Here is an 11938-nt window from a genome sequence, read left to right as displayed (position 1 = left end):
GGTGCTATGTAGCCAGGTTCTATTCACAGAATATCACAAAATAGCAGTTAAATCTTCCAAATGGCCAAGGCATGGCGCTCAGTTTCTCCTGATATGAGATGCTTTAGGAGATTGAAGTTGTTTCCGGTGGCACTACATTTTAAGATAAGCGGGTTGAGGTAGAATGGAACATGAAAAGCAGCGTCTAAGTATCGAGGCAGCCAGATTATACTATCTGAACGACTATAGTCAGCAAGAAATTGCAGTCAGACTCGGGGTATCGCGTCCCACGGTATCGCGGTTGCTTCAAGCTGCCAAGGAACAGGGATATGTGAGAATCAGTATTGTTGATCCGATGGAGGATATGGATGAGCTCGGAGAGCAGGTCAAGAAGAAATACGGGCTGGATACTGTTCTGGTCTGCTATTCGCCGTTAAATGAATATCAGGAAATCAAGAAGCATATTAGCAAAAAAGCTGCTGATTATTTGCATGAAACGGTACAAGATGCAGATATTATTGGAGTGACGTGGGGAACAACGATGCATGCGGTGGCGCTTCATCTCCAGCAAAAGCAGGTGAAGGGCGTCGAGGTCGTACAGCTCAAAGGAGGCGTAAGCCATTCGCATGTCAACACGTATGCTGTGGAGACGGTGAATTTGTTCGCGGAAGCCTTTCACACGATTGCACGATACTTGCCGCTGCCTGTGATTTTTGATAGTTATGCTGTCAAAAAAATGGTTGAGGAGGATCGGCACATCCAGCGTATCATTGAGCTTGGCAAGCAGGCGAACATTGCTGTGTTTACGGTGGGGACGGTCAAAGAGGATGCGCTGTTGTTCAGATTGGGCTATTTTAACCATGAGGAACAGAAGCTGCTGCAAAAAATCGGCAAGGGCGATATTTGCTCACGTTTTTTTGATGATGAGGGCAACATATGCAGTCCGGAAATTAACAGTCGTACCGTCGGCATTGATTTGCCTGATTTGCGCAAGAAGGAGAAGGCGATTCTCGTTGCCGGAGGACAGCGCAAAGTGGAGGCCATCCGGGCGTCGCTGCGTGGTAAGTATGCGAATATTTTGGTGACAGACCAGTTTACGGCACAGGCACTTTTACAGTAAACATATGGCTCAGCGTGAGGCTGTATAAGCTAAAGTGGACTGTAGGTAACGCCTCATGCGCAGGTTTGAACATAATTTCAAAATGTATTTTACATATGTTCAACACCGTGCTATGATGGTCTTATCACAGAGAAGTAAAGGACATCGGTCCTCATACGATCTCTCTAATGAAGGAGCGTTTAGAGAATGAACATTGCAGGATTAATCGACCATACATTGTTGCGTGCAGACGCGACGAAGGATGAAATTACAAAATTGACCGCTGAAGCGAAGAAATATCAGTTTGCTTCCGTATGTGTGAACCCGACCTGGGTAGCTTACTCCGCAGAGCAACTGGCTGGTACAGGCGTGAACATTTGCACCGTTATCGGTTTCCCGCTGGGAGCGAATACGACGGCAACGAAAGCGTTCGAAACGAAGGATGCTATTGCCAACGGTGCAACTGAAATTGACATGGTCATCAACATAGGTGCTTTGAAAGAACGCAATTTGCAATTGGTAGAGCAGGATATCCGTGGTGTTGTGGAAGCAGCGGCGGGTACACTGGTAAAAGTGATTATCGAAGCATGCTTGCTGACAGACGAAGAAAAGGTACTGGCTTCTGAGCTGTCCGTGAAAGCAGGAGCGAATTTCGTGAAAACGTCGACAGGCTTCTCTACTGGCGGAGCAACTGCGGAAGATGTGGCTTTGATGCGCAAAACCGTAGGACCTGAGATTGGTGTTAAGGCTTCCGGCGGCGTACGCAGTCTGGAAGACGTACAGAAATTGGTGGAAGCGGGCGCAAGCCGTATCGGTGCAAGTTCCGGTGTGACAATCATCGAGGGCCAGCAGTCTACATCTTCCTACTAAGTTCATTTTAAAGTCATGGAGGGATTCGCGATGAAGGATCAATTGATTCAGGAAGCGCTTGAGGCGCGTAAACAGGCATATATTCCGTACTCGAATTTTCAGGTCGGTGCTGCGGTTCTCGGAAGCGATGGCACGGTTTATCGAGGATGTAATGTGGAAAATGCCTCTTACGGCTTATGCAATTGTGCGGAACGGACAGCGATTTTTAAAATGGTATCCGAAGGCTGCCGTAAAATTGATGCCATTGCGATTGTAGCAGATACGGAAGGGCCTGTGTCTCCATGCGGAGCCTGTCGTCAGGTGATTTCCGAATTTGCTCAACCAGATACCAAAGTGTATCTGACCAACCTTCATGGCAACACGGAAGAGTGGACGGTGGACCAACTACTGCCGGGTGCTTTTCGACCTGCTGATCTGGGGAAATAAAAAAAAGAATGCCTCTTTCGGGGCGCATTCTTTTTATGGGTAATGTAAGCGCTTAATGTAATAAGGGGGAAATTAAAATGAAATATGTAATCGCTCTGGTGGGACTGCTTGTTGTATTTGCACTTACTTACGTTGCCAGCAGTGACAAACGTAAAATCAGGTATCGTCCGCTGGTGGTTATGGTTGTATTGCAGGCGGCACTTGCTTTTGTATTGCTGAATACAGGGATTGGTGAAATTCTGGTCAAAGGTTTTGCAAAAGGGTTTAACAGTCTGATTGGGTACGCTATGGAAGGGATTAACTTTGTATTCGGCGGGATTGCGAATGAAGGGGCGGCGCCGTTCTTTATCGGTGTATTGCTGCCGATCGTGTTCATATCCGCGCTGATTGGGATTTTGCAATATGTCAAAGTGTTGCCTTTTATTATTAAATATATCGGGCTTGTCTTGAGCAAAGTAAACGGAATGGGTAAACTGGAATCCTACAACGCTGTAGCTTCGGCTATTCTGGGTCAATCCGAGGTGTTTATTTCCGTTAAAAAGCAAATTGGTCTCCTGCCGAAGCATCGACTGTATACGCTGTGTGCGTCTGCGATGTCTACGGTGTCCATGTCGATTGTGGGAGCCTACATGCAAATGTTGAACCCCAAATATGTGGTTACTGCTTTGGTATTGAACCTGTTCGGCGGTTTTATTATCTCTTCGATTATTAATCCGTACAAGATTGAGAAGGAAGATGATTTGCTGGAGGTTCAGGATGAAGAGAAGCAGTCCTTCTTCGAAATGCTCGGGGAGTATATTATGGACGGCTTCAAGGTTGCTATTACGGTAGCTGCGATGCTGATCGGTTTTGTGGCGCTGATTGCCATGGTTAACGGAATTTTCTCTTGGGCCCTTGGAATAAGCTTCCAATCATTGCTTGGTTATGTGTTTGCGCCTTTCGCTTTTGTCATGGGCATTCCATGGAGCGAAGCGGTTCAGGCAGGCAGCATTATGGCCACCAAGCTCGTGTCCAACGAATTTGTAGCAATGCTGGATCTGACCAAGCAAACGGGCTTGTCGGAGCGCACGGTCGGGATCGTATCGGTGTTCCTTGTATCTTTTGCAAACTTCTCTTCCATCGGTATCATTTCCGGGGCTGTGAAGGGTCTGCATGAGAAGCAGGGGAATGTGGTGGCCCGCTTTGGTCTGAAGCTGTTGTACGGCGCGACGCTGGTTAGCGTGCTGTCGGCAATTATTGCAGGGTTGTTTTTGTAAAAAAAACAGCGAGTTAGGAAAGGAATTTCATCATGTCTAAATTCAAACGGATTCACTTGGTTGTTATGGACTCTGTGGGGATCGGCGAAGCGCCGGATGCTGCCCAGTTTGATGATTACGATGTAGATACACTCGGTCATATTGCCCGTGAACGTGGCGGTCTGAACATGCCGAATATGGGTAAGCTTGGTCTGTCCAACATTCGTTCTATTGAAGGGGTGCAAGCCGCTGAGAAGCCGCTCGCGTATTACACTAAAATGCAGGAAGCGTCCAACGGCAAGGATACAATGACCGGACATTGGGAAATCATGGGCTTGAATATTGCGGTTCCTTTCCGCGTATTCCCCAATGGCTTTCCAGATGAGCTGATTCAGCGCATTGAGGAGCATACGGGCCGCAAAGTCATTGGCAACAAGCCTGCCAGCGGAACGGAAATCATTGACGAGCTGGGCGAGGAACATGTGAAAACAGGAGCGCTCATCATCTATACATCGGCGGATTCGGTGCTGCAAATTGCGACACATGAGGAAGTTGTACCTTTGAAGGAGCTTTATGAGATTTGCGAGTTCTGTCGTAAAATCACGCTGGAAGACCCGTACATGCTGGGCCGGATTATTGCGCGTCCGTTCGTAGGAGAGGCCGGGAACTTCTCCCGCACCTCCAATCGCCATGATTATGCGCTCAAGCCGTTTGGTCGTACCACGATGAACGAGTTGAAGGATGCAGGTCTGGATGTGATCGCATTGGGTAAAATCTCCGACATTTATGACGGTGAGGGTGTGACGAAAGCAGTGCGCACCGTGTCCAATATGGATGGCATGGATAAACTGGTGGCTACGCTGGATGAGGATTTTACCGGGTTAAGCTTCTTGAATCTGGTCGACTTTGATGCTGTATACGGTCATCGCCGTGATCCGCAGGGATATGGTCAGGCTTTGGACGATTATGATGCCCGTTTGCCAGAGGTATTCGCTAAAATGACGGATGAGGATCTGCTGATTATCACCGCAGACCATGGGAATGACCCGACGTATCGGGGAACGGATCATACACGTGAATATGTGCCTCTGTTGGCGTATTCCCCACGTTTTACAGCTGGAGGCAAGGAGCTTGCGGTACGTAAGACGTTTGCGGATATCGGCGCGACAGTAGCGGATAACTTTGGTGTGAAGCTGCCTGAACACGGAACGAGCTTTTTGGCAGAGCTTCAATAATCAGGACCCAAACAAGATTAGAAACTCGGACAAATGGGACGGAGGAATAAAAACATGAGTGTACACATTGGAGCCAAGCCAGGAGAGATTGCAGAAACGATTTTGCTGCCAGGAGACCCGTTGCGGGCGAAATTTATTGCTGAAACGTATCTGGAAGACGTGACCTGCTACAACGAGGTGCGCGGAATGCTCGGATTTACGGGAACGTATCAGGGCAAACGCCTTTCTGTACAGGGAACCGGCATGGGATTGCCATCTATCAGTATTTATGTCAATGAGCTGATTAGCGAGTACGGTGTAAAAAACTTGTTTCGCGTAGGTACTTGTGGCGGGATGAAGGAGCATGTGCATGTTCGTGACGTTATTTTGGCACAGGCATCCTGCACGGATTCCGGCATGAACCGCCATATCTTTGGCGGCTACGACTATTCGCCGATTGCCAGTTTCCCTTTATTAAAGGGCGCTTATGATCGCGGTGTTGCCAAGGGCTTGAAGATGCATGTCGGCAACGTGTTCAGCTCGGACAGCTTTTATCGTGATGACAAATCAGTTGTGCAAAAGCTGATGGAATACGGCGTCCTGGGTGTCGAAATGGAGACTTCGGCTTTGTATACGCTGGCGGCCAAGTTTGGTGTGAACGCGCTGACGATTCTGACGGTAAGTGATCATTTGCTGACGGGTGAGGAAACGACAGCGGAAGAACGGCAAACGACCTTTAAAGAAATGATGGAAGTTGCCCTGGATACAGCGATATCCCTGTAACGATCATACGCACAGTGAGGAGAAATGACATATGAGAATGGTAGACTTGATCGAGAAAAAGCGTGATGGAAAAGAACTGACCACCGAAGAAATAAATTTTATTATCCAAGGCTACACGCAGGGGGAAATTCCTGACTATCAGGTAAGTGCGTTAGCGATGTCCATTTTCTTCAAAGATATGACTGAACGCGAACGCGCGGATCTGACGATGGCGATGGTTCATTCAGGTGATACGATTGACCTGTCCGCGATTGAAGGCGTGAAGGTCGATAAGCACTCCACTGGCGGTGTGGGCGATACGACAACGCTGGTGCTGGCTCCGCTCGTAGCGGCTTTGGACATTCCAGTAGCGAAAATGTCAGGTCGCGGCCTCGGACATACCGGAGGAACGATTGATAAGCTGGAGGCTATTGCAGGCTTCCACGTAGAAATCAGCAAGGATGAATTCGTAGATCTGGTCAATCGCAGTAAAATCGCGGTCATCGGACAAAGCGGCAACCTCACGCCTGCGGACAAAAAACTGTATGCCTTGCGTGACGTTACAGCAACCGTAAATTCCATTCCGCTGATTGCCAGCTCAATCATGAGTAAGAAAATCGCTGCTGGTTCCGATGCCATCGTACTCGATGTGAAGACAGGTGCAGGCGCGTTCATGAAAACCGTTGATGATGCCAAAGAACTGGCACACGCGATGGTAAGCATCGGTAACAATGTCGGCCGCAAAACGATGGCTGTCATTTCCGATATGAGTCAGCCGCTGGGCCTTGCCATTGGTAACTCGCTGGAAGTCAAAGAAGCGATTGATACACTGCGCGGTCAAGGACCTAAGGATCTGGAAGAGCTGTGTATGGCCTTGGGCAGTCAGATGGTATTTTTGGCTGGCAAAGCCAATTCTCTCGAAGACGCCGAAGAGAAGCTTCAGGAAGTCATTCGCAATGGCAAAGCGCTGGAGAAATTTAAAGAGTTTATTGCAAACCAGGGCGGTGACGCTTCGGTTGTGGATCATCCGGAACGCTTGCCACAAGCACAGTATCTCATCGAAGTGCCTGCGAAGCAGGATGGTGTGGTGGCTGAAATCGTGGCTGACGAAATCGGTACCGCTGCGATGCTGCTTGGAGCAGGACGCGCAACCAAAGAATCCGAGATTGATCTGGCTGTTGGCCTGATGCTGAATAAAAAGGTCGGCGATGCTGTAAAAGTGGGCGATTCACTGGTTACCATCCATGCGAACCGTGAAGATGTAGCCCAAGTGCTGGAGAAAATCTACGCGAACATCCGTATTGCGGATCACGCCGAAGCTCCTGTACTGATCTACGGAACGGTGACGGAGTAAAATACAAGTTTGAAAAATATGACAGCCGGACTCATAATAGATATGAGTTCGGTTTTTTTTGTATGGTAAGGCAGGGGGAGAGACCTGTTCGAATTATGCAGCGATGTCGGGGGAACGGCCTATGAACGGCTGATTGATTATGCTATGGAACGAGCGGACACTTTTATGCTAGGTGAGGATTTGTGTTTCCAGAATACCGAAGGAGAGGATTGGATCATCAACATTGCTCACGAGCGAATAGGCAGGCGACGACTAAATGGTATGGAGAATGGCTTGTATCGTTTAGAATTCGGCATAGTTCTATGAAGGAGGAAATGAAATGGTAGATAAGTGGGTTTGGATGGGGGTTGCAGGGGCAATTGTGGGATATGCTGCTTTTGCCAACTTATCGACGACTACGCATACTACATCAACGGCGAGTGTGACGCACCCGGCTGCTGCGTTAAGTACGCAGAGTGAGCAAGGAAGCGCAGAGAAACGCATTGTACATGACCAGATCATGCAATTTGAGGGAGAGGGAGGAACAACCTTTGCGTTTGAAGAGGGACGGAAGCTGTATTTCAGCATCAAGAATACAGGGAAGCAACCTATACGATATAAGCTTAGAAGCGCGGGTACGTCAGGCTTGTCAGGTCAGACAGATGGATTATCCAGTCGAACGTTGCAGCCGGGAGAACGGCATGACCTGTTGTTGATAAAGCCGGAGGAACAACATGAAGCAACGAAGGATTCCACAACTGAGCTGATTTTGGACGTAAATACGGACGATGGCTCCAAAGGATCAGTCAAAACCTTCACTTATATCACGCTGTAAGCTCCTTCCATATGGGCACGACATGCGGTCATTAGCCTACTTATGTTACAATAGAACGGTTAAAGACTTAATGAACAGAATAGGTCAGAGCAGAAAGCAGAAGCAGAAAGGATGACCCGTTGTGCCCAATACCCAAGAATACGGTAATCAGAAAATGTCACGGAGGCTGTCACTCATAGCCATTTTACTTACATTTACATTCGTGGCTCTCGCTGGCTGCGGTCAGGATAAGAATGCTGAAACCATTGAGACTGGAAGCAATACAAGTGCGATAGAGCATGGAAATGATGCGGATCGTAGTGGTTCAGCCCCAAATGAAAAAGTAGCGAGAGAGAGCAAGAGTGCGGAAAACAACGGAAATGGCGAGGAAAAGTCAACTCCATCGGCCCCGGCTACTTCATCGGATGTTTCTTCCTCCTCAAAATCCGCCAATCCATCCCACAATCCTTTTGAGGCAGCAGGTATTCAGGACCCTAAGGCTTTTTTGAACACGTTCAAAGCGTTGCAGAAGGCAGTTGCCGACAATGACAAGGAAAAGGTGGCCAATTACATTTTCTACCCTCTGCGTGTCAATGACAGTGAAAAGGCGCTAACGATTCCGAATAAGAAAGAGTTCATTGCCAAGTACGATCAGATTTTTACAGACGCAATTCGTGAAGCGTTGGTGAATCAAAAGACAGACGACTTGTTTGTCAATTATCAGGGAGTTATGGTTGGCTCGGGCGAGCTGTGGTTGAGAAGAGCTACAGATAATCCGAAGCTTTTTGGAGTTTTTTCGGTCAATCTCGAAACGGTCGCTAATTAAGTAGTACCTCGTGTGAAAATAGCTTGTAAGCAGTCGGGAACATCCTGTTGTTCCTGACTATTTCCCCCTCTGATCCCCTCAAGCAAGCGAAGCACAGATCATCCATGCCAAAAAAAGGTTTGACAACGCTCGTAAACTCTCGTATTATATCTACATAACTCATTAAACAGGTAGGAATTAAAGAATTAAAGTGTGATTTCGCTATTGTAGCGGAGAACCTCTAGGAACAGCAGGCAGACACTGTCCACGCGACAGGTTTGACCTATCAGGGCTGCATCAGGGAATTCTCCGCTCTTTTTTTTGAATACGTCTGTAAATAACAGGCGCAAATGAATTTGTTTCTATAAATTACATAGAATTAGGGGTGTCTTGATGAAAGGGAAATGGAAAAGTGGACTTATTCTCGGACTATCTTTGGTTTTGATGTTGACGTTAAGTGCTTGTGGAGCAAGCAAGGGTGAAACACAGGCGAATGGCAGCTCTGCTTCGGGTTCCAAGGATGTAAAGCTGCTCAATGTTTCATATGATCCGACCCGTGAGCTGTATGAGGCGTATAACAAGGCGTTTGCCGCCCACTGGGAGAAGGAGAAAGGGCAGAAGGTCACGATTAAGCAATCTCATGGAGGATCTGGCAAGCAAAGCCGTTCGGTGCAGGATGGGCTGGATGCGGATGTAGTTACCCTGGCTCTGGGCTACGATATTGATGCATTACAGGAAAAAGGGCTGATTAAAGAAGGATGGCAGGATAAATATGAGCATAACAGCTCTCCATACACTTCAACCATTGTGCTGCTGGTGCGTAAGGGCAATCCGAAAGGAATTAAGGACTGGGATGATCTGATTCGCGGCGATGTGCAGGTTATTACGCCGAACCCCAAGACATCAGGTGGAGCCCGCTGGAATTACCTTGCGGCATGGGCGTATGCGCTCAAGAAAAACAATAACGATGAAGCCAAAGCCCAGCAATTTGTACAGGAGCTGTACAAACATGTGCCGGTATTGGACAGTGGAGCGCGTGGAGCGACAACAACCTTTGGAGAGCGCGGAATTGGTGACGTGTTGATCGCTTGGGAGAATGAAGCGCTGCTTTCCGTGAAGGAGTTGGGGACGGATAAATTCGACATCGTGTATCCGTCGATTAGCATTTTGGCAGAGCCTCCGGTAGCGGTGGTTGATAAGGTCGTGGATAAAAAAGGTACACGTGAGATAGCGGATGCGTACTTGAAATATTTGTACAGCGAAGAGGGGCAAACCATTGCCGCCGAGAACTATTATCGTCCAACGCTGGATAGCGTAAAGGAGAAGTTCAAGGATCAATTTCCCAAGCTGGAACTGGTGACCTTGAAGGATGTATTCGGAACATGGAAGGAGGCGCAGCAAAAGCATTTTAGCGACAAGGGCATCTTTGACCAAATTTATGTGCCTGGAAGTTAATAGGTTGCAGAGAGGGATGGACAGAACATGAGTCAAGTGCAGGTCACCCGAAAACGCGTACTTCCCGGATTCGGTTTAACGATGGGATATAGTGTGCTGTATCTCAGTCTGGTGGTGCTGGTGCCTTTATCGGCATTGCTGCTGAACTCAACTGGACTGACGTGGGGGAAGTTTTGGGATGTGGCGACTGACGTCAGGGTATTGGCTTCTTATAAGGTAAGTTTTTTGTGTGCTGCTGCTGCGGCGTTGATTGACCTGTTCCTTGGCCTGCTGATCGCCTGGGTGCTGGTGCGTTATGAATTTCCGGGAAAACGGATTTTTGATGCGGTGATTGATCTGCCCTTTGCTTTGCCCACGGCGGTTGCGGGTGTTGCTTTGACGGCTCTATATGCGCAAAATGGCTGGATCGGTTCGTTGTTCGAACCGCTTGGCTGGAAGATGGCATACTCGCAGACGGGCATTACGCTCGCGCTGATGTTTATCGGCATCCCGTTCGTCGTGCGGACGGTCCAGCCGGTGCTGGAGGAGCTGGACAAGGACGAGGAGGAGGTCGCTGCTACGCTGGGCGCCAGCAGATGGCGCACCTTCCGCAGCGTTATTGTGCCGGAGCTTGTGCCGCCGCTGCTGACGGGCTTTGCGCTCGCCTTTGCCCGTGGCATCGGGGAGTACGGCTCAGTCGTCTTCATTTCCGGTAATATGCCGATGAAGACCGAGATCGCTCCGCTACTCATTATGTCCAAGCTGGAGCAAAATGACTATGCAGGAGCTACGGCGGTAGCCTTGCTGCTGTTGGTTATTTCATTCCTGCTGCTGCTGGTGATTAACAGCATTCAGCGTTGGTCGCGGCGGCGTACCGTCTAACGTTATCACGCAGGACAGTATGCGTTTGGTTCACACGATAGCGGTACATCCGCAGTTTAAGGAGGAAGAAACATCATGTCACAAGCGATAACCGGACAGGGGCTTTCCCATGCACCTGTGCCTTCATCTGCACCGCCCAATAGGGTCACAACTGAAGCCCCTTGGGTGAAATGGGCGCTGATCGGTGCCGCTTTTCTGGCTTTGCTGTGGGTACTGGTACTGCCGCTGATCGTCGTGCTTACCGAAGCGCTCAAGCAGGGCTGGAGCGTATATGTTGAAGCGTTACGCGACCCGGACGCCATGTCGGCGTTGCGGCTGACGCTGCTGGTGGCAGCAATCACGGTACCGCTGAACACGGTATTTGGCGTAGCCGCCGCCTGGCTGATTACAAAATTTCAATTTCGCGGCAAGGGCTTGCTGGTCACCCTGATTGATTTACCCTTTGCCATCTCTCCTGTCGTCGGTGGATTGATGTATGTGCTGGTATTTGGCGCACAGGGCTGGCTTGGCCCGTGGCTGGACGAGCATGATATCAAAATTATTTTTGCCTTGCCGGGCATTATTTTGGCGACGCTGTTCATCACCTTTCCTTTTGTGGCGCGAGAACTTATTCCAATGATGGAGGATCAGGGACAGCAGGAAGAAGAAGCCGCTGTCATGCTGGGCGCACGTGGCTGGCGTATTTTCTGGAAGGTGACGCTGCCGAACATCAAGTGGGGCCTTCTGTATGGTATTATTTTGTGTAATGCGAGAGCCATGGGTGAATTCGGGGCGGTGTCCGTCGTCTCGGGACATATCCGTGGAGAGACAAACACACTGCCGCTCCATGTGGAAATTTTGTATAACGAATATCAATTCTCGGCATCCTTTGCGGTGGCCTCGCTGCTGCTGCTGCTGGCTCTCGCTACCTTGGTGCTTAAAAGCTGGTTTGGGCGCAAACGGATTCATTAATAAAATAAAGGAATGTGCTTGATCCCACAGGGTCTTTCTTCGTGTCTATTGTCGATGTTTGACGATAAGATGGGAAGGGAGGCCCTTGTTCTAAGCTGGCTTATATGGATAATAAAATGACATATCAAGGCACA

At 48.9% G+C, this 11938-nt stretch carries 12 protein-coding genes; all 12 read left to right on the top strand.

The features are described from left to right. Window positions 1-163: 163 nt before the first annotated feature. Entirely contained in the window at window positions 164-1099 is a 936-nt protein-coding gene (locus NST83_RS21480) for a sugar-binding transcriptional regulator (protein ID WP_342415620.1), read from the top strand. 186 nt (window positions 1100-1285) lie between these two features. Beyond that, on the top strand, window positions 1286-1948 hold the full coding sequence (gene deoC / locus NST83_RS21475) for a deoxyribose-phosphate aldolase (protein WP_342415619.1): 663 nt from the start codon (window positions 1286-1288) through the stop codon (window positions 1946-1948). A gap of 30 nt (window positions 1949-1978) precedes the next feature. Then, entirely contained in the window at window positions 1979-2374 is a 396-nt protein-coding gene (locus tag NST83_RS21470) for a cytidine deaminase (protein WP_342415618.1), read from the top strand. Window positions 2375-2451: 77 nt separating this feature from the next. Then, a complete protein-coding gene (locus NST83_RS21465) occupies window positions 2452-3630 on the top strand; it encodes a NupC/NupG family nucleoside CNT transporter (RefSeq protein ID WP_342415617.1) in 1179 nt (392 codons plus the stop codon). Between the two features lie 32 nt (window positions 3631-3662). Continuing rightward, window positions 3663-4844 carry a phosphopentomutase gene (deoB, locus tag NST83_RS21460; protein WP_342415616.1) on the top strand — a complete coding sequence of 394 codons (1182 nt, stop codon included), beginning with the start codon at window positions 3663-3665 and terminating at the stop codon, window positions 4842-4844. 54 nt (window positions 4845-4898) lie between these two features. Further along, window positions 4899-5606 carry a purine-nucleoside phosphorylase gene (deoD, locus tag NST83_RS21455; protein WP_342415615.1) on the top strand — a complete coding sequence of 236 codons (708 nt, stop codon included), beginning with the start codon at window positions 4899-4901 and terminating at the stop codon, window positions 5604-5606. A 31-nt stretch (window positions 5607-5637) separates the two neighbouring features. Further along, window positions 5638-6939 (top strand): pyrimidine-nucleoside phosphorylase, encoded by a 1302-nt coding sequence (locus NST83_RS21450; protein WP_137060369.1) that lies wholly within the window; start codon window positions 5638-5640, stop codon window positions 6937-6939. 319 nt (window positions 6940-7258) lie between these two features. Continuing rightward, complete coding sequence (locus NST83_RS21445) at window positions 7259-7753, top strand: hypothetical protein (protein WP_342415614.1); 495 nt, start codon at window positions 7259-7261, stop codon at window positions 7751-7753. 121 nt (window positions 7754-7874) lie between these two features. Further along, a complete protein-coding gene (locus NST83_RS21440) occupies window positions 7875-8558 on the top strand; it encodes a hypothetical protein (protein ID WP_342415613.1) in 684 nt (227 codons plus the stop codon). Between the two features lie 372 nt (window positions 8559-8930). Continuing rightward, complete coding sequence (locus tag NST83_RS21435) at window positions 8931-9992, top strand: sulfate ABC transporter substrate-binding protein (protein ID WP_342415612.1); 1062 nt, start codon at window positions 8931-8933, stop codon at window positions 9990-9992. A 27-nt stretch (window positions 9993-10019) separates the two neighbouring features. Next, the gene (gene cysT, locus NST83_RS21430) at window positions 10020-10853 is read left to right on the top strand and encodes a sulfate ABC transporter permease subunit CysT (protein WP_137060365.1); all 834 of its coding nucleotides are present in this window, start codon (window positions 10020-10022) and stop codon (window positions 10851-10853) included. Window positions 10854-10928: 75 nt separating this feature from the next. Then, window positions 10929-11804, top strand: coding sequence for a sulfate ABC transporter permease subunit CysW (cysW, locus tag NST83_RS21425; RefSeq protein ID WP_342415611.1), 876 nt, complete (start codon window positions 10929-10931; stop codon window positions 11802-11804). Window positions 11805-11938: the final 134 nt, after the last annotated feature.

The organism is Paenibacillus sp. FSL R10-2782 (genome assembly GCF_038592985.1).
GTDB classification, from domain to species: domain Bacteria; phylum Bacillota; class Bacilli; order Paenibacillales; family Paenibacillaceae; genus Paenibacillus; species Paenibacillus terrae_C.
The sequence above is the reverse complement of the archived record's forward strand: the minus strand, read 5'-3'. Positions and strand labels throughout refer to the sequence as shown.